The 21,180-nt window shown below is 36.8% G+C and carries 12 protein-coding genes and 1 pseudogene; all 13 read left to right on the top strand.

Annotation, left to right across the window (positions count from 1 at the left end; genetic code table 11):
* The first annotated feature begins 17 nt into the window (after positions 1 to 17).
* The 13 genes and pseudogenes from dnaE to IPH11_05350 all read left to right on the top strand — a co-directional run bounded on the left by dnaE (position 18) and on the right by IPH11_05350 (position 21,174).
* A complete protein-coding gene (gene dnaE, locus IPH11_05410; protein MBK6913116.1) occupies positions 18 to 3,479 on the top strand; it encodes a DNA polymerase III subunit alpha in 3,462 nt (1,153 codons plus the stop codon).
* Positions 3,480 to 3,679: 200 nt separating this feature from the next.
* Positions 3,680 to 4,492: an SDR family oxidoreductase gene (locus tag IPH11_05405; protein ID MBK6913115.1), complete on the top strand. Its 813-nt coding sequence runs from the start codon at positions 3,680 to 3,682 to the stop codon at positions 4,490 to 4,492.
* Positions 4,493 to 4,519: 27 nt separating this feature from the next.
* Positions 4,520 to 4,840 (top strand): thioredoxin, encoded by a 321-nt coding sequence (gene trxA / locus IPH11_05400; protein ID MBK6913114.1) that lies wholly within the window; start codon positions 4,520 to 4,522, stop codon positions 4,838 to 4,840.
* Between the two features lie 82 nt (positions 4,841 to 4,922).
* A complete protein-coding gene (locus IPH11_05395) occupies positions 4,923 to 6,359 on the top strand; it encodes a phosphoglycerate dehydrogenase (GenBank protein MBK6913113.1) in 1,437 nt (478 codons plus the stop codon).
* Positions 6,360 to 6,681: 322 nt separating this feature from the next.
* Positions 6,682 to 8,940 carry a T9SS type A sorting domain-containing protein gene (locus IPH11_05390; protein ID MBK6913112.1) on the top strand — a complete coding sequence of 753 codons (2,259 nt, stop codon included), beginning with the start codon at positions 6,682 to 6,684 and terminating at the stop codon, positions 8,938 to 8,940.
* A 180-nt stretch (positions 8,941 to 9,120) separates the two neighbouring features.
* Positions 9,121 to 9,897 (top strand): hypothetical protein, encoded by a 777-nt coding sequence (locus IPH11_05385; protein ID MBK6913111.1) that lies wholly within the window; start codon positions 9,121 to 9,123, stop codon positions 9,895 to 9,897.
* Positions 9,898 to 9,930: 33 nt separating this feature from the next.
* A complete protein-coding gene (locus IPH11_05380) occupies positions 9,931 to 12,837 on the top strand; it encodes a TonB-dependent receptor (GenBank protein ID MBK6913110.1) in 2,907 nt (968 codons plus the stop codon).
* Between the two features lie 25 nt (positions 12,838 to 12,862).
* Positions 12,863 to 16,000, top strand: a complete 3,138-nt coding sequence (locus IPH11_05375) for a hypothetical protein (GenBank protein MBK6913109.1) — start codon at positions 12,863 to 12,865, stop codon at positions 15,998 to 16,000.
* A gap of 71 nt (positions 16,001 to 16,071) precedes the next feature.
* Complete coding sequence (locus tag IPH11_05370; protein MBK6913108.1) at positions 16,072 to 17,109, top strand: PorV/PorQ family protein; 1,038 nt, start codon at positions 16,072 to 16,074, stop codon at positions 17,107 to 17,109.
* Between the two features lie 66 nt (positions 17,110 to 17,175).
* Positions 17,176 to 18,552, top strand: coding sequence for a GWxTD domain-containing protein (locus IPH11_05365; protein ID MBK6913107.1), 1,377 nt, complete (start codon positions 17,176 to 17,178; stop codon positions 18,550 to 18,552).
* Between the two features lie 241 nt (positions 18,553 to 18,793).
* A pseudogene (locus IPH11_05360) lies at positions 18,794 to 19,534 on the top strand (lysophospholipid acyltransferase family protein).
* Between the two features lies 1 nt (position 19,535).
* The gene (locus IPH11_05355) at positions 19,536 to 20,561 is read left to right on the top strand and encodes a glycosyltransferase family 9 protein (protein MBK6913106.1); all 1,026 of its coding nucleotides are present in this window, start codon (positions 19,536 to 19,538) and stop codon (positions 20,559 to 20,561) included.
* A complete protein-coding gene (locus IPH11_05350; GenBank protein MBK6913105.1) occupies positions 20,551 to 21,174 on the top strand; it encodes a threonylcarbamoyl-AMP synthase in 624 nt (207 codons plus the stop codon). The genes IPH11_05355 and IPH11_05350 overlap by 11 nt, the downstream gene beginning before the upstream one ends.
* Positions 21,175 to 21,180: the final 6 nt, after the last annotated feature.

The following is a 21,180-nucleotide window of genomic DNA, read 5'->3' as shown; positions in this document are numbered from 1 at the left end:
AATTTCAGAGATTTTTCATGTCAGAATTTGTTCACTTACATAATCACACACATTACAGCCTTCAGGATGCCGCCTGCACAGTTGACAGCCTCGTGGAAGCGGCAGTAAAAAATAATATGAAATCCGTGGCACTAACAGATCATGGAGTAATGTACGGCATTCCTGAATTCTATCGTAAAGCAACCGCTGCCGGAGTTAAGCCGATACTTGGAATGGAAGCGTACGTAGTTTCTGAGGGAAGCAGATTTACAAAAGGAAAATCTGAAGATCAGAATGGCAAAAAACGACAGAAGCATTATCATCATCTAATTTTATTGGCTAAAAATAAAACCGGCTATGATAATCTTTCAAAACTTTCAACTCTCGGTCATACCGAAGGATTTTATTATAAACCGAGAATAGATCTTGAATTATTACGTAAATATAGGGAGGGGTTGATATGCACATCTGCTTGCGCCGGCGGAGTTGTATCGGCTCATCTTGTAAATAACAATTATGAAAAGGCACAGGAGACTGCCAAAACTTATAAGGAAATTTTTGGTGATGATTTCTACCTCGAAATTCAAGATCATAATATGGAAGTTGAAAAACCGGTGCTCGAGGGAATGCCGAAACTTTCTAAAGAACTCGGGATTAAGTTAGTTGCCACTAATGATTGTCATTACATTGAGAAAGATCATGCAATTGCTCATAACATTCTCTTGCTGCTTTCTGATAAATCGGGCACAGATTACAGAACTCTTCGATATAACACTGACCAGGTTTATTTTAAATCTGCGGAGGAAATGAAAAAGCTTTTCAAAAATTTCAAAGACGCTATTGACAGTACTTTGGAAATTGATGAGAAGATCAATCTTGTTTTTGAAAAACAAAAATTTCTATTCCCGCAATTTCAAATCCCAAAAGATTCTTCAGCAAAATCTTCCGAAGAATATTTTGAGCTGCTTGCCCGGGAGGGGTTAAAAAAACGCTTTGTAGAAATAACAGACGAAATCGCCGAACGATTCGAATATGAAATAAAAGTTATAAAACAAATGGGTTTTGCAGATTATTTTTTGATTGTCCAGGATTTTATTGATGCCTCAAAAAAAATGCAAATACCTGTCGGACCGGGAAGGGGCAGTGCTGCAGGCAGTCTTGTTGCTTATGTACTTGGTATTACAAATATCAATCCACTTGATTATAATTTATTATTTGAGCGATTCCTAAACCCATCAAGAAAATCAATGCCTGATATAGATATTGATTTTGCAGATGATAAACGCAGCGATGTGATTGAATATGTCCGCAGAAAATATGGTTCGGAGTGCGTAAGTCAGATTATAACTTTTAATCGGCTTTCCTCTAAAGCTGTGTTGAGGGATGTGGCGCGTGTTTTGAAAATCCCCATACCTACTGTAAATAAAATAACGAAATTTATTCCGTCTAAATTTGGGAGAGTTTATACAATTCAACAAGCAATAGATGAAGTTGCCGAATTGAAATGGCTGCAAAATCCTAAAGAACCGGAAATACAGGAGCTGATAAAATATTCAAAGGTTCTCGAAGGCATGAATCGTAATTCCTCTAAGCATGCTGCGGGGGTGGTAATTACTCCTCATGATGTTAGTGAATATGTACCGATGGCTAATGCAGTATCGCAATCTGAAATTGTAACTCAATTCAATATGAAAGAATTGGAATCTGCCGGATTATTAAAAATGGATTTTTTAGGGCTGCGAACCCTCACGATTATTCGAGATACGATTTCGCTTGTTGAAAAAAATCATAAAATTAAAATTGATATTGACTCAATTCCTCTGAATGACGAAAAAACTTTTCAACTATTCTCCAAAGGACAAACCACTGGCGTGTTCCAGTTTGAATCTCCCCCGATGAGAGAGTATCTTAAAAAATTAAAACCTACTTCGTTGAATGATCTTGCTGCAATGAATGCGCTTTACCGCCCGGGACCTATGGAATTTATTGATGATTTCATAGATAGAAAATTTGGCGTTAAAGAGGTCATTTATGCCCACCCCTTGCTCGAAAGCATTCTTAAAGAAACTTACGGTGTGATTGTCTATCAGGAGCAGGTTATTCAAATTGCAAATATAATTGCAGGGATGTCGCTTGCCGAAGCAGATATATTGCGCAGAGCAATGGGGAAAAAAGATCTGAAGGCAATGAAAGAGCAGAGTAAAAAATTTATTTCTGGCGCTGCTAAAAATGGAATTTCAGAAAAGGCTGCAAAAGAAATTTTTGAGGCGATTGACAAGTTTGCCAATTATGGATTTAATAAAAGTCATGCTGTTGCTTACAGTTATGTCGCTTATCAAACCGCATATTTGAAAGCACATTTTACTCCGGAATTTTTAGCAGCAAACCTTACAAACGAATTTGGGAATTCGAATAAAGTAACCGCTTTTCTTGAAGATTGTCGAAAGCTTAAAATTGATGTTCTCTCCCCCGATGTGAATAATCCTTCTGTTCATTTTGATGTCGAAAATGGCATAATTCGATTTGGAATGTCTGCTATAAAAAATGTGGGTATTCAGGCGGTGGAGGAAATTATAAAAAGTAAAAAGAAGCTCGGACGAAACTTTAAAAGCATTTTCGATTTTTGTTCCAACGTTGATAACAGGATTGTTAATAAAAGAAGCGTTGAAGGATTAGTCTTTGCCGGAGCTTTCGATTCGATTGAAAACAACAGAGCAAGACTCTTTTCTGCAGTTGGAGATGCACTTGAGTTTGGACACAAATCTCAAAATTCTAATTTAAGTCTGGAGAATAGTCTTTTTGGAAATGCTGAAGATATAAAAATTTCCGAACCAAAAATGATGGAAGTTAAACCATGGACGATGAAAGAAATGCTTGGAAAAGAAAGGGAGGTGGTGGGATTCTATATTTCAGGTCATCCACTGAGCAAATATGAAATCGAATATAAATCATTTGCAACAATAAGATTAGGCGAAACTGAAGCTCTTGAAGAATCAGATCAAAGTGTTTATGCATGCGGTGTTATTAATGATCTTAGGACAAAGATTGATCGCGCCGGAAAGGACATGGCATTTTTTAAACTTGATGATTTTTCCGGTTCGTGTGAGTGTTTGATATTCTCCAAAGTATATGAAAAGTGTTACAAATCTCTAAGTGAAGAAAATGTTGTGTTTGTTGTTGGTAAACTTGAAAGCAGCGGTGATGCAATAAAACTTCAGGTAGAAAATTTATTATCAATGGAGGCGGCAAGAGAAGAACTGGTACAGAGTGTGAAAATATTCATTGATCGGGGGAAAAACATTGCAGAAGAAATAATCCAACTGAAGAAAATATTGCACAAGTATGAAGGCACTTTACCAGTCTATATTCATTTAAATGGGAATGGTTCAAAACCTAAATTATTTTCACTTCCGGAATATAGAGCGAAAGTGTCTGAAGGATTTATAAAGGATGTTATTACTTTACTGGGTGAAGATTCAATTTCATTACTCAGAAAATAAATTAATCAATCTGCTTGGGCAATTTATTTATCAGGATAGTAATGAACTTCGCATATAAAAAAGAAGGATATAATTTTCATTTTTGTGACTTAATCCGGAATTTGAAATTGCTAATTCCCGGCTTGACCTTGTTTGTATTACAAAAACCAATTTTGTATAATTGCGCCGCTATTATTCAGTAACTGTTTGAAAGAAAATTGATGAAAGAGAATCATAAATATTGGGCGTTGATTTTAGGTGCTTCCTCAGGTTTTGGCGAGGCAACTGCGCTTCAACTTGCAAAGGATGGGTATAGTATATTTGGCGTCCATCTCGATCGTCAGGTTACAATGCCTAATGTTGAAAGAATCACGAATGAAATAAAATCTTACGGTTCTCAGGCAGTTTTCTTTAATGTTAATGCTGCTGATTCAATTAAAAGAGCAGAAGTAATTGATGAAATTAAAAAAACCATAAACGATAAACCAGTAGTGAATATTCTCATGCATTCACTCGCATTCGGTACTTTAAAACCATTTATTGCCGATGGCAAAGAGCAGGTAATTACAAAAGCACAAATGGAAATGACGCTGGACGTAATGGCTCATTCGCTGGTCTATTGGGTTCAGGATTTAGTTTCAGCCGGTTTATTCATGGATGGTGGAAGAATATTTGCGATGACTAGCTCGGGAAGTCATACTTCCATTCCCTACTATGGAGCTGTGTCGGCTGCAAAAGCCTCTCTCGAATCTCATGTTCGTCAGCTAACGGTTGAGTTAGGACCTAAAAACATAGCTGTTAATGCTATAATGGCTGGGGTTACTGATACTCCGGCTTTAAGAAAAATTCCTGGTAATCAGGGAATGCTTGAAATTGCAAAACGTAAAAACCCTCGAAACAAATTAACAACACCTAATGATGTAGCAAAAGTAATTTCATTATTATGCAAGGATGGAGGAGAGTGGATATCAGGCGGAATGATACACGCCGATGGCGGTGAGGATATTGTTAATTATGTCGGTCAGGGAGAATAAATAAAAATAATAATAAGGATTAAATAGATGAAACCTTTACATTTCACAGATGATAATTTCGAAACTGAAGTAATAAACTCAACAGAGCCTGTCTTGATAGATTTTTGGGCAGTTTGGTGCGGACCGTGTAGAATGATTGCACCCATTGTTGAAGAACTTGCAGCAGAGTATGAAGGTAAAATAAAAATCGGAAAATTGGACGTTGATGAAAATCAACAGACTTCAATTAAATATGGAGTTAGAAGTATTCCAACACTTTTGGTATTTAAATCCGGAAAAGTTGTAGATACTATAATCGGGGCTGTACCAAAAAACATGATAGTTCAAAAACTTAATGCCGTGCTTTAAAACTTCATAGTAATCACTTTAGCAATTCCAAAGAGCATGAAAAATTCTAATTTCTGATGCAGTAGATAAATCCTGCTCAGAGATGCTTCATAATTTTGGTTATGATGTAAAATTTCAACCAGGAATTAAAAGAGACGAACTATTCAATCAAATAAATGAGTACAACGCTCTTATTGTAAGAAGCGAAACACAAGTTGACGGGGAATTACTTTCAAGAGCAGATAACCTCGAAGTGATTGGGCGAGCCGGCGCCGGCGTTGATAACATTGATGTCAGCAAAGCTTCACGAAAAGGGATTCTGGTAATGAATACTCCCGGCGGTAATACTATCTCAACTGCCGAGCACACAATGGCTCTTTTGCTTGGGATGTGCAGAAACATTGCTCAGGCAAATCAATCGTTAAAAAGTGGAAAGTGGGATAGAAAAAATTTTAAAGGGACAGAACTAGGCGGAAAAACAGTCGGAATTATCGGACTTGGAAAAATCGGGAGGGAAGTAGCAATTCGTTGTCAGGCATTTGGTATGAATGTGATTGTCTTTGATCCCATAGCTCAATCTGATATAAAGATATTACCAAATATTAAACTTGTAAACCTTGATAAAATTTGGGAGATGGCTGATATTATAACTGTTCATGTTCCGCTAAACAGTGAAACGAATCATTTAATTTCAGAATCAACTCTAAGCAAGTGTAAAAATGGGGTCAAAATAATTAATTGTGCCCGCGGGGGAATAATTGATGAGAATGCGCTGCTCAAAGCCCTTGACACTGGAAAAGTTTCTGCTGCTGCTTTTGATGTTTATGAAACTGAACCCCCTGCTTCCAACAATGAGTTGATAAAACATCCAAAAGTTCTTTGCACCCCGCATCTTGGAGCCTCGACAGAAGAAGCCCAAATAAAAGTTGCACAACAAATTGCAGCACAAATCAATGGTTACTTCAAATCAGGCGAAACTAAGGGGGCGGTAAATTCTTTTTCTCTAAATAATCATGATGAAAAACTCCTGCCTTATTTAAAACTTGCCGAAAATTTAGGCTCTATCCAATCACAAATGTTGGAAGGATATTTAAAAGAAATAAACGTTGAATTAAATGGAGAAGTATTAATAAAAAATTCCGAACTTATCACTACTGCGATACTAAAAGGATTTTTATCGGGCAGATTAAGTGAAGTTGTCAACTACATTAATGCACCGATACTGGCTAAAGAATTAGGAATTTCGGTAAATGAAAAAAAATCTTCGGGAAAAATAAATTACTCAAATTTGCTTACCACTAACTTTTTTTCAGATAAAGGTAAAAAAAATATATCTGGTACAGTCTTCGATCGAAGTGAAATAAGGGTGGTGAACATCAATAATTATCGTATAGATTTGAAGCCGGAGGGTAACTTATTAATTTGTACAAATATTGATAAACCAGGTATGCTCGCAAATATAAGTAGAGTGCTTTCAGAGGCTAAAATCAATATTGCAGGGCTTCTCTCGGCAGGATTGAAGCTGGCAAAGATGCATTAACAGTCATCAGTGTTGATGATAGAATTAGTGATCAAGTGAAGAATAAAATTTCACTGTTGGAAGGCATTACAAAAGTTCAATCGGTCGTCATTTAATTTTAGCGGAAAATAAAATCTCTTGACAATATATAAAAAAAGTACTATTTCGCACACGAAAGATTTATTAAAAAAAACTTGACACGAAAATAGAGTTATAGTAATTTCACATAGTAAATGAATTAACAATAAATTAATATTAAGTGTTTTGCTTTCGAAGTTCTAAATGCTTGATATTAAATCATTGTTTAAACAACCAATACAAAAAACTAAAAGGAGAGCATATAATGCTAAAAAAACTTTCTGTTCTTTTAATGGCGCTGACGTTTCTTCCTGCAATCCTATTTGCACAGGATAAAATGGTTATGCGACCTGATGGTAAGTTCTATAAAATGAAAGGTAACGAGACAAGTCTCGAAATCATGAAAATGAAACCTTTCGACAAAAAGAGTGAAGTAATAACCCTTAATAAAATTCCAGGTTCTACTCTGGGATTGTTAGATACTTTAGGTTATAACGACGGCACCTTTAACACTAACTTTGGTCTTTTCGGTCAAGACTGGATGGTACAGTGGTTTAAAGCTCCTGCCGATATGACAATTAAAGGAGTTGCATTTCTCTCTACAGACGATGCCGGTGTTGCAAACGGTGCAATATTGGAAGTTAAATTAGTTAAAGTAAGTTTATCTGAAGCTGAACTTTTAGCAGTTCCGATTGAGTTGGATGGTTATTATACAGCTTCCGGCAACGGTTATAATAATGTAACTTCTTTCAAAGGCAATCCGGATTATCTTGGCGAAGGCTGGGTTTCAATTACCGGCGATCCAGAACCTTTCGGTGATGACCTTTGGAGTGATGGCGGATTTGGTGCTCCTATTACACCATTGCCTGCCGGCGGAACAACCTATCAATGGGTTGATATGAACATTCTATTTGAACCTACAGTACTTGGCGGCGAAATATTTGGAGTTGCTTATAAAAATACCGGTACAACTTTGGATGCTGACAGACTTGGATTTATGTCCGGTATTATTGGCTACCCAGGTTGGAAATTTTATGCAAACGGTCGTTTAGACCCGGGAAATGATTATGGCTGGTGGTCTCGTGAATATACATGGGATTATTTAGTTGCAGTTGATATTACTGGAGATCCACCCCCAGATATAAATTCTTTCACAGTTATTCCAAGCGGTGTTGATGTAGGTCCTTTTACTATTGACGCTGACATCACTGATACCAATCCTGGTGATCCCGGATCCGCAGGGGTTGCAGGTGCAAAAATTATGTGGAGTAATGATGGTCAAACAACATGGAATGAAGTAGCAATGACTGGTAGTGAGCCGAGTTATACAGGTCAAATTCCTGCGCAGACTCCCGGTACAACGGTTGACTATTATATAGAAGCTACCGATGTAAATAATCATTCGAGTATGTCAGAAACAGTATCCTTCTTTGTTTTCGCTCCTTCACTTGCCAGAACACTTGTTGTGTTTAATGGCTTCTCAACTGTGACAGGCTATCCACAAGATTATTATTTTGGTGCCGATATTCAGGGCGGTGGTTTTTACTTTGAACATGATACCTGGGGTTACGGATTATTACCAGCCTCTATAATGGACAGCTATGATAACGTAATCGAAATCTGTAATGGTGCACCATCTGATTATCAAGATTCAATTATCAGACCCTGGTTAGAAGCTGATGGCAGCAGAAACTATTATTTAGTTGGTCAGGAATGGCTCGGTGATAGATATGGCTATGCTGATCAAGATTTTACTGCAGGTTCTTTTGAATTTGATATTCTTGGAATTGGACACAGTTACAACGATGTAAGCTATGATGGTACTTCCGGACAAGCTATTCCTTCGTTAGTAACACCGATAAGCGGCACAGCTTTTGGCGGTCCATTATTTGACTTATTCAACAGCTATGGAGATGCAGATTCATTAATGTACAATCCTACCTATGAAACCGGCGGCAGTAACTGGATTGATGCTTATGAAGTTGCTGATGGCGAAATTGATATGAATGTTGAAACAAGAGGTATCGGCGGAGTTCCAGTAATCGAAACTCATCCAACAATGCATCATAGAACTCTTGGTGCAGGAAATAAAATTTTCTACGCTGCTTATGATCCTATTGCATTAAATACTGCAATCGATGGTGATTATTCATATTATCACTGGACTGGATATGCAAATGAAAATTCACCTTATCAAGCTTTATTGTGGTTTGGTATTCCGATCATTTCTGATGTTACACCAGATGGAAATAATATTCCAAATGAATTCAGTATCTCACAGAACTATCCAAACCCATTTAACCCGGCTACAACTATTAAGTTTGCAGTTCCTACTGCTTCTAAAGTTGTATTAAAGGTTTATGACATTCTTGGAACTGAAGTAGCTACATTAGTTAACTCAGATTTAACTTCCGGTAATTACGAAGTAAATTTTGATGCTTCAAAACTTGCTTCAGGCGTTTATGTTTATACAATAAATGCAGGCAGCTTTACTGCTACCAAAAAAATGATGTTAATGAAGTAAAATGAGGCTATTCGCCTGATTCAACTTCAAATTTTAAGGATTGCCCCATTAGCGGGCAATCCTTGCTTAATAATGTATTTCAAATTTTAGATTTGATCGAATATGCATTTAATAGAAATTAAATATCAAAATCGAACAAGTCTAGATTCTTAAAAAGTAAATAAACGTAAGAGGTAAATGATGATGAAAAAAATTACTGCACAATTATCGCTTCTTGCTATAATTCTCACTGGCTTTTTGATTACAGGTTGTTTCGAGGAGCCTACTATCGACCCTGTTGCCAGACCTTACTCCAGTGTTAGAGTTGGCAATTTTTCTTATAATGTTGACAAATTTAATGTTTACATTGATGATGAGTTAAAAGGTTCGGTAAATCAAAATGAATTATTAGGAAGCTATTTCGACCTTCCCTCAGGAAGCCGGCATTTTGTATTAACTGATGATTCTGGAACCGAACTTTTTAATGATAATGTTACAATTTCATCCTATGAAGAGATAACACTTATATTTGATGGCGTTTACGCTCCAGGCGTAGATACACTTCATTCTTTCGCACCCTACGCTATGACTGATGGTGTTGTATATCTTGATGAAACTCCCGATCCGGGTTTGGTTAAAATATTAACCACAAATGTTTCCCCGAATACTTCAACTCAAAATCAGAAGAAATATACGATTGCATACATTAGTACCGGTTTCGATTCTACTATCAGAAGCCTTTATGAGTACAATCAAACCGCGACTTTGAACGAAGCTGCAGGTGATTACTCGTTTTATGTTATCGAAGATACTACCGATAACCCAACAACAATCAATCCTGAATATGATACACTTTCGGGTCCATTTAATTCAACGCTAACTGCAGGTACAAGGCAATACTTGTTTATCACCGGGGATCCTGAAACTCCCACTCTGATATTCAACAGTACCCCTTCGTTACCAGTACGATCGAAATAAATGAAATTTTAATAAATTTAGGAGAAGACGATGATGTCAAAATTTTTACAATTTATTCTACTGTTAATTGTCAGTACTCCTATTCTGATATTTTCCCAAACCGGTAAAATAGTCGGTAAAGTTACCGATCTTGAAACCGGTGATGCTCTCATTGGAGCAAATGTTCTTGTTAATGGAACAAATTTGGGCGCAGCAACAGATGTTAATGGAGATTATGTTATACTTAACACACCTCCAGGAACATATACTATTGTTGCAAGATATATTGGGTATAGAGAAGTACGAATGGAAAATATAAGAATTTCCGTAAACCTTACTACGGAAGTTCTATTTCAACTGCCTTCCGAAACATATCAGACAGAGACAGTTGTAGTAGTAGCTCCAAAACCTCTTATAAACAAGAATACTACAAATCAAACTAGCATTGTTAACCAGGAAGATATCAAAAACCTTCCAATCAGAGGAGTGAATGCTATTGTCGGTACACAGGCAGGCGTAGTGACACAAGGGGGTAATATATATATTCGTGGCAGCCGTTCCGACGGTGTTGCTTTTTATGTGGATGGTGTTTTAGTTAACAATCCAGTAAGTGGAGGTTCAACTACAGGTATGATCAATAATGCTATCGAAGAAATACAAGTGCAGGCTGGAGGTTATTCAGCAGAGTTTGGAGGTGCAAACGGCGGAATAATAAGCACTACATCCAGAGCTGGATCCGAAAATTATAATTTTGGTTTTGAAGCCATTACAGATAATTTTGCAAACGCTGGCGACGAATTTCTTGGCGGATACGCTTATGGTTATAGTGAATACACCTTTACTGCTGGCGGCCCCGTTTTGCCAAATTTTAAAGATCTTAAATTTTTTATTGCAGGTAATAATATTTACCAGCGAAGTCCTGCTAATTATCGTAGAGAGTATAATTTCCAAAACCTTGTTGATCCAGACGCTCCGAGTTTAGATCCTCTATTAAGTACGACTGAGAATCCATATCCGGATACATTCAGTGTTTTCTACCCGAATGGTACAGTATTAAATAATGGAAGTAATACTTACCAGTTACAAGGAAATTTAACCTGGAATTTAAATCCATTCAGTATTAAAATAAATGCCAATCATAGATGGAATGAAAACCGAGGTGGTGTTGGCTGGACTACTGTTAATCGGGTAAATAGTGCAAGTTTAAACCAGAATTACACATTTACGGGAGGTGCTAAAATAACTCACGTAATTAGTCCAGTTGCATTTTATGATGTCATCCTTAATTATTTTAATGACTATGCTGTTACAATGGACCCAATTTTTCAACACGATATTACTCTTTATGGTGACTCTCTTGCTAATGCAGATTATGGCAGAACACTTAGACGTGATGGTGAATTTGCAACTACATTAAGAGCCTATGGTTTTGGATTTGAGAGATATGACAGACCATTTAACGGTTATACCAAAACAAAATATCAGTCATTTGGTGGTAAATTGAATTTCCTCTATCAGGTGGGTAAAATCCATGAAATCAAAACTGGTGGAGAATATACTTATTACACAATTCGGCGATATGATATGCCTAATACAATATCCATCGCAGATAATATAAAATCAATTGCGGATGGCGATATTGGCGGAGCTTACGATAGGCTTGACAATTATGGATATGATACTTTTGGTAATGAACTAAATGACGGTATTCAAGGACCAAAGCATCCTGTGTTTTCCGCTTTTTACATTCAGGACAAGATGGAATTCACCGATTTGGTTTTGAACATAGGATTCAGGTTGGATTATATCAATACTGATTCCAAAACTTTTGAAAATCCGCATGATGTTCAGTTCAATTCTGAGGGAATAATTGATTCAGCCTCATTAGTTGATGTTGATCCAATTCTACAGGTTAGTCCAAGATTAGGTTTTTCATTTCCTGTCACTGATCAAACAGTTTTTCATGCTCAGTATGGTAAATTCATTCAGCAGTCTCAATTAAGGAATATTTATCTTGGCTTCAATAGAAGTTCAGATATTATTAAAGGAGGATTTGCTGAACTTAATCCAGTTGGGTATGGGATCCGACCGGAAAGAACGACACAGTATGAAATCGGTTTCAAACAACAGCTGGGGTCTAATTTTGCATTCGATATTACAGGTTTTTATAAAGATATCAAAGACCAGGTTCAGATTAGAAGTATCTTCGCTGATCCGGGTGCATCACATGTTCAATACTATGCTCTCGTTAATGGTGATTTTACTACTGTTAAAGGTATTGAAATGAAATTAGATTTAAGAAGGACAGAAAGAATTTCGGCGTCTATTGACTACACCTATTCTGATGCTCAGGGAACCGGTTCTACTCCTAATGAAGCTGGCAGAGCCATTTGGCAGTCGCCAACCTCAACTCCTTTCTTCCCTCAGCAGATTACGCCTTTGACTTTTAATCAAACTCACAGAGGATCAATCAATCTTGATTACCGCTTTGTTGATGAAGATGGTCCTGAGGTACTCGGGAGTAAAATACTCTCGAATTTTGGATTCAATCTATTATTTAGTTTCAACAGCGGGTTCAATTATACTCGATTTGAAGGATTTGGAAATGCAAGAGTTCCTATTGAATCACTTAATTCTTCCGTAACTCCCTGGAATTTTCAATTAGACGCAAAATTTGATAAATCTTTTTCTCTCGGCCCACTAAATTTAAATGTTTACATCTGGGTTATAAACCTGCTTGATATTCAAAATGTTGTAGGTGTGTTTGGTACAAGCGGAGATACGGTCGATGATGGTGGGCTTGCTAGTCCCGAAGGGAGCGCAAGATATCAAAGATATATTCTTAATCATGTACAGGAGGCTGCAGATACATATAAAGCACTATATCTTGCTTCCATTTATAATTCTGGAAATTTTGGAACACCAAGACAAATTAGGCTTGGCCTAAGGTTAGATTATTAATAATTACATCAATATGGAGAGAAAAATGAATAATAAAAAAATTATCTATATGATGTCAATTGTATTGGCTTTTGGTCTTCTCTCCCTTGGATTTGCCCCCAAGGAAAAGGAAAAAGATAAATCAAAATTATCCAAAACTAATACAAATGATAACTATAACTGGATATCAGTGAATCAATGTTTCATGTGGATCGGCAATAATGGATATGGTTCGCACGATCCAAGAATAGATGCCTCTGGTTTCTATTGGCCAGGCGGAGATAATGCAACAATTCCTGCTATATTTGCCGATGGTTTTATCTGGGGAGCAAAAATTGGTCGAGAAATAAGAGTAAATGGTTCAACATACAGACAAGGGTTGCAAGCAGGTAAAATATTACCTGACGGTACTGCAGATGATCCAAGTTTGAGTAAATACCGTATTTTTAAAATCCGTAAAGGTTGGGAATCCTTACCCCCGGGACCGGTGCGTGATGCATATGAAAAGGACTATAATGAATGGCCTGTTGAAGACGGTGCACCGTGGGATGATATTGATGGAGATGGAATCTATACAAAAGGTGTAGACTTACCTCAATTTATTGGTGACGAAGTACTTTGGTGTGTTTCGAATGACATGGATGCTTCGAGAAGTACTTTTACCTATGGAACTCTACCAATGGGTCTTGAACAACAGACTACTGTTTTTGCCTTTAACCGAACAGGTGATCTGGGTGATATGGTATTTAAGAAATACACACTTATTAACAAAGGCACGTTAACACTTAAAGATGTAGTACTTGCCTACTGGTCAGATACTGATCTTGGTTATGCCGGTGATGATTTTACTGGCTGCGATACTGTACTCAGTTTGGGTTATAGATATAATGGTGATAACGATGATGAAGGATTTTATGGAACCCAGCCTGCCGCTGATGGAGATGATTTCTTTCAAGGGCCGATAGTGCAAGCCACTTACAGAAAAGGATTTAGAAATTTACCTATGACTGCTTTTACCTTTTATATTAATGGTAATGCACTCTATACAGATCCGGATCTTGGAGTAGCTGCAGGCTCAGTTCAATTTTATAACTATATGACAGGGTTCCTTGCGGACGGTCAGCCATTTATTGACCCGAATACTGGTCAGACAGTTAAATTTACTGTCGCTGGAGATCCCGTTGCTGGTACCGGTTGGTATGAAGGGGAGGGATGGCCTGGCGGTGAAGCGCCTGACGATAGAAGGCATGTAATGGCTTCTGGGCCGTTTGATATGGCTCCGGGCGATACTCAGGAAGTTGTAGTAGGTATTTTAATAACCAGGGCTAATGATAGAATTCTTGCTGTTAAAGATTTGAAAAGAAAGGACCTGGCTGCTCAAATTGCCTATGATCTGGATTTCCAAATCACAAACACTCCTCCAGCACCAAAAGTTAGCGCATATACAGACCAAGGTGAAGTGACGCTTTATTGGGAACCAAATTCTGAATCTTATGATGAAGGGGATCCTTTAATTTATGGACAGGGTTTTTCGGATACCACATATACATTTCAAGGATATTTAGTTTGGCAGTTTAGTGACCTGGCAGGATCAGATCCTACACTTTTAGGAATTTTTGACGTTGCCGATGATATAGATCTAGTGACACAAGCAACCACAGTTGGGGGTGTGCTTGTTGAACTTCCGGTCTATGAATTACCAAATACAGGAACAGCACATTTTTATCGAACCAGACAAGATGAAATAAATAAAATCCCAATGGTTGATGCTCATCCGTATTATTTTGGTGTTACGTCATTTGGATATTCTCCGAATTCTGATCCAAAATATCTAGAAAATCCGCCTCAGATCTTTGAAGTTAGACCGGGAAGACAGGCTGTTGATGTTGTTCTTTCAAACAATTCGGGTGATTCTGAAACAGCCACTCAAGTTTCCGGTAGCGGAGACGGCAATATCAATTTCTATGTCATTGATCCTCTTGCTGTCACGGGAGACGAGTATGAAATTTCGGTTGTTGGTGGAGTTGTAGAAGGTGACACTTCTTATTCCATTATAAACGTCACAAAGGCTGATACACTGTATTCTAATCTTACTTCATTTGGATCTGATAGTTTGCTTGACAAACTTGTGTTTGATGGAATATTAGCGAGTGTTCAAAATACTGGATTAGAAAAACTTGAAGAAGTTGCCACTAAGTATAGAATCAAAAGCGTCGATGAAGTTAAGGGTCCTGGAGGTGTCGTACTTGATCCTATTGTTAATGTTGATACCAGCTTTAACTCAACAGGAAAGTGGCAGATTTTAGCCGGCGGATCCAATTTTAGATTAAATTGGCAGGGCACCAAAGCTGAGGAAGGTTTGGGTTTTGATAATTATGAAATTAGATTTACAGGTGAATCTCAATATTATGTCAGTGGACATCTTCCTACTTTATTCCCTGCTTTTGGTAGCGATTCGTTAGGAATTGGGACGGTTCCTTTTGAAATATGGAATATTGGGAGAACTTATGATGATCCTTCCGATGATAAAAGATTAGTGGTTAAAGTAGTTGATTTTGACCGTGCCATTCTTGGTCGTGGTGTTTGGGATAATCAATGGACCCACAAATCAGATGGAAAATGGGAAGAAATTTTTGCTTACGACCCTGGTTTTAATTTAGATTCGCTACCTAATCCAAGTGGTAATTCAAGAAACAATCCAACTATTCATAAATTCGGGCAATTGGCAATTGATGGTGATTTACCCGAACCAGGAACCGTTCTAAGAGTTTCACCTTGGCGTGGATTATCTGGTTTAGCTGGCGGTGATAAATATAGAAGTATGCCATTAAAATCAGAAATTGGTAACACCACTGCGGGTGCTGAGAATCTTGATAAGATTACTGTATTTCCTAACCCCTACTTTGGAGCACATAGTCTAGAGCAGAATAAATACGCAAGATTTATGAGGTTTACCGGCTTACCAACTCAATCAACGATTAGAATTGTGTCACTTGCTGTGGTATTTGTTCGCAAAATTGAAAAAAATTCTACCTCACCGTATGTTGACTGGGATCTTTTAAATACGTCCGGAATTCCAGTCGCGAGTGGAGTTTATATTGCATATATTGATATGCCCGGTATCGGTACAAAAATAATGAAGCTGGCAGTTATTCAAGAAACGCAATACATTGATAGAATCTAAATTATCGGGGAAGTTAAACCTTCCCCAAATATTAATTAAAAGTATTGCTATTAACTAAGGAGAAATTAAAAATGACTAAAAAATTGACAGTAGTTTTAATGGTGATAATGACTTTGATGACTTTATCACTCAATCTTTATGCCGGTGGAGGAAAAAGAAACGGAACTGCCGGTGCTCAGGAATTACTTATTCCAGTTAATGCACGTGGGTTAGCAATGAGCGGTGCATATATTTCGGGTATGACAGGAATTGATGCACTTTATTATAATCCCGCCGGATTTGGTGCAGGCTCTACTAATACTGAAGCAATGTTTTCTTATATGAATTACATCGCCGACATTGGCTTGTCCTATGCTGCAATCGGTGCCAACCTCGGTGATTTTGGTGCAATCGCATTTAGCGTTAGGACTTTAGATTTTGGTGATATACCTATTACTACAGTCGAGAATCCCTATGGCACTGGTTCGACTTTTTCACCCACCTTTGTGATTGCAGGGATAACCTACTCTAATTCCTTAACTGATAGGATCCGTGTTGGTGTTAACCTAAATCTTATTTCTGAAAAAATTATCGGTACAAGCGCTTCCGGTTTTTCCTTTGATGCTGGTATCCAATATAATGGCTTAGCAGGTGTAGAAGGATTGCAGATGGGAGTTGTTTTGAGAAATCTTGGACCTCAAATGGCATTCGATGGACCTGATTTGTTAAGAGTTGCTCAAGAATCTGGTTCCGATAGGGGCGATCAAAGATACAGTATAGTAGCTGCCTCCTTCGAATTACCATCCCAGTTGGAACTCGGTTTAGCATATCAATACCAATTTGATGAAAGCAATCAGATGCTGTTTGCGTCATCATTTCAGAATAACAACTTTGCAAATGATGAATACAGACTTGCGGGCGAATATGGGTTTCAGAATACTTTCTTCGTTCGAGGCGGTTATGCATTTGTATCTGAAAACGCCGGAAATACTGACGAAAGTCTTTGGGGCCCGACTTTCGGTGCTGGTGTAAAACTCCAAACCGGAGTTGATATTTCTGTTGATTATGCGTATCGCTCAGTGGATTATTTTGATGCTAATCATATGGTTACGGTAAAACTTGGTTTCTAAACTTTCTGTTTGAATTAAATTAAAGGCAGGCAACCCCTGCCTTTTTTATTAACAAGGATAATTAAAGTGAAAAGAATAATATTCTCTTTATTGTTTTGGCAGGCAGTAATATCTGCCCAAACAAATTTTAAAGTAGATATTGATTATGCGCGGTTTTTCTACGATGATTCAACCGGGTATATCGAAATTTATTATGGATTCTATACACCAAATATGAGTGTAAAGGAATCTGCGGGTAAAAAGGAAGTTGCAGGTAAACTCAGCATAAATATTTTTGAGAAAAGTACTAATGCTTTGCAAGTGAATAAACAATATCAGTTTCAAAATCCTGTTTTTGATTCATCCTCAGCCGAAGAAACAAAATCACTGATTGGTGTGCTTACTTACAGGTTAAAGTATGGTGAATACATTTGTAAAATTTTCGCATCTGATTTGAATGATACTACTCAATCGGAAGATATAGCTTTTGAATTTACCCTGGATTATAATAAACAAAAAACTTTTTTTGCCAGTGATATCCAACTTGCAAATTCAATTACCAAAATAGAAAATGAAAATGGAGATGGTTCACCATTCTATAAAAACACTTTCGATGTAATTCCTAATCCTTCGGGAGTTTATGGTGACAAAATGCCGGTAGTATTTTTTTATTCGGAGCTGTATTCAATCAACAAAGACATAAATGAGTTGAAGCTTCGGCTTGATTATTTGTTAGTAAACTCATCAAGCAAAACAGTTTATAGAAAAAGGAAATTTATTAATCGTGATCATGCATCTCTGGTTGATGTCGGAACTTGTAATGTGAGTAAGTTCCCGAGCGGTTCATATACTCTTGTCCAAATATTATCAGATAGTATTAAGAATATTTCTTATCTAACATCTAAAAAAGTTTACCTTTTTAACCCCGGTGTTATTGACTCAACTACTTTAGTTAAAACAGATGGCTCCCAGCTTGCTACAGAATTTGGAGCAATGTCTGAAGAAGAATTAAATGAAATTTATGAACAATCGAGCTACATTTCTGTTTCTGACGAAAATAAGCAGTGGGAGCGATTGACTAACGTTGAAGGCAAGAAAAAGTTTTTAGTTGCGTTCTGGAGCAATAGGATTTTTAATCCGGAATTTCCCGAAATAGATTTTAAGTATGAATACTTTAATCGCGTGAAGCAAGCAAATGAACGGTTTACTACAATTCAAAAAGTTGGCTGGAAAACTGATAGAGGAAGAGTGTTTATTACCTATGGAGAGCCATCTGAAATTGAACGCTTTCCCAATGAGGTGGATAAAAAACCCTACGAGATATGGTATTACAATCAGATTGAGGGGGGAGTACAGTTTGTTTTTGGTGATCTCTCAGGCTTCTCAGATTATTTACTTTTGCATTCAACGAAAAGAGGTGAATTGCGTGATGACGACTGGGCACAAAAAATTTTTGTACATTAACTACTTAATGCCCAGAATTCGGCTTCTGAACTCTTGAGATGAAATAAAATAAATTGCAATCTCTTTTCATTATTCTAATTTTGCAATTATACTTTTATCTATTAGAATACATTGAAATCGAAACTCGAATACTTTTTATTAATTTCTTTCCAAAAATTCTTTGGTCTTATTGGACTTCAGAATGCCAGACAACTTAATTCAGTTGTTGCTTTTGTCTTTTACTATTTAATCCCCGTCCGAAAAAAAAACGGTTTTCAATAACCTTCGCCTTGCATTTCCTAATTGGGAGGAGCCTAAAATAAAAAAAACAGCCTGGGAAAATTATAAAAGTATCGCTGTTACGTTTATTGAAATTTTATTATTGGAAAATTTATCAACGTATGAATTAACTAATGCTGTCAACTGCCCGAATAAAAATTTAATAGTGAACAAATTCAACGAAGGAAAAGGAGTTATTCTACTTTCTGCACATTTTGGGAATTGGGAATTTGTTGCACTTTCTGTCGCTCAACAAATTGGTATTCCATTCTCAGTAATTATTAAGCCCCAAAGCAACAAGTTTGTCTCCGACAGAATGAACAAGTATCGTACAAAATGGGGAAATAAAATTGTACCGCTGGGTATGTCAGTAAGAACGATTTTTCAAGAATTAAAAGCAAAAAATATTATCGCAATGGTGGCTGATCAAAGGGGTCCGGCGGATGGAATGAGAGTTAATTTATTTGGAATACAATCAGCAACTTATGATGGACCGGCAACTCTTGCAGTCAAGACAGGAGCTCCGATGATTTACGGCATCGGCGTCAGGCAATCAGATTACTCATATTTACTTGAATTAGAAGAAATCGATATGAATAATTTGCCGGAGAATGAAGAGGAAAAGATTAAAGAAATTACTCAAAGACACACTTCAATATTAGAGCGTATTATCAGACAATATCCCGAGCAATGGTTTTGGATGCATAATAGGTGGAAATACTGAAATGACTGTTGAAAAAATTCTTGTAATTCAAACAGCCTTTATTGGTGATGCCATTCTGACTTTGCCAATGATACAATTTCTTTCTAATAAATTTAATAATTGTGGTGTTGATGTCTTAGCTATTCCAGCGACGGCAGAGCTGTTTTATTCTTCACCATTCGTTAATAAAGTATTTGTAATTGATAAGAAGAATGAGTACAAATCTTTTGGGTCTGTAATCAAAATAGCAAAAATAATTTCTGCCAACAATTACACAAAAATATACTCCCCCCATAGATCATTCAGAACCGCGTTGATTGTATTGTTTTCTAAAGTGAAAGAAACATTTGGATTTTCAAATTCGAGCTTTAAACAGGTTTATGAGAATATAATTGAATATAGACACGATTTTCAGGAAGTTAGGCGAAACCTTGAACTTGCAGGAAGCAATACAAATGACACAGATTGGAAAATTCTGCCAATAAGTAATCCCACGGAAGAAGTAAGAAAAAAAGTAGAGGAAATACTCTCGATAAAAAAAATAAATAACTTTGTGGCAATTGCACCAGGAAGTATCTGGGCAACTAAAAGATATCCCGAAGAATATTTCAAAAAAATAATTGATTACTTAATTAGTTTAAATGAGACTGTTCTTCTTCTTGGCAGTAAAGAAGATTTTGAAATGTGCAATTCAATTTCAAACAACAGTGAAAAAGTGATTAACCTAGCTGGCGAGCTAAGTTTAGTTGAGTCAATTGAACTTTTAAAAAAAGCCAAGTTACTAATCTGCAATGACAGCGCACCTACACATCTTGGTATGTGTGCAGATATTCCGGTTTTGACTATTTATTGTTCTACCGTACCTGAATTTGGATTTTACCCATATAATAATAAAAGCCAATCTATTGGTATTAATAATTTAAGCTGCAAACCATGCGGAATTCATGGGCATTCCATTTGTCCACTTGGTCATTTCGATTGTGGTAATAAATTGCTTCCGGAAAATATACTACCAATCATTAATAAAATATTGGATAATGAAAGCTGAGATTATTTACATTGACAAAAGCCCCGCTGACGCAGTGTTATTAGCAAAAAAAATATACCTGGAGGGTGGAGTTTTTGTTTATCCCACTGATACAATATACGGTTTCGGCGCTAATCCATTTAACGATGAAGCTATTCAAAGAATAAACCTGATAAAAGGTAGGGAGAAATGGAAACGTTATATTCTGCTAATCAGCAGCATAGATGATCTGAAAAGATACGTGGAATTAAGTTCAGAGAAACATTTTGATTATTTACTTTCAATTTGGCCTAACCCTATCTCAGTTGTACTAAAACTAAATAACGAAATGAAAAAATTATTTAACTCTGAGACAAGTGCCTTTAGAATTCCCAATCATAGATTTTGTAGTCAGCTTCTAAATGAATTAAAAATGCCGCTTATTTCAACGAGCGTAAACAGAACAGAGGAAGATCCTTTAAATGACGCATCTTTGATAACAGAAATTTTCGGAAATGAAGTAGATGCAGTTTTTTATAATAAGAAAAAATCATTCTTTCAGGCTTCAACACTGATTGATTTAACGGGGGATGAACCGGTTCTAATACGCGAAGGCAAAATTAAATTCAATGATTTAATGAAAAAATTTGTTTAAGTTTTT

The sequence above is a fragment of the Ignavibacteriales bacterium genome, from assembly GCA_016709155.1.
Taxonomy (GTDB): Bacteria; Bacteroidota; Ignavibacteria; order Ignavibacteriales; family Ignavibacteriaceae; genus JADJEI01.
Note: the sequence above shows the minus strand (reverse complement) of the source record. Positions and strands in the feature narration are given on the sequence as shown.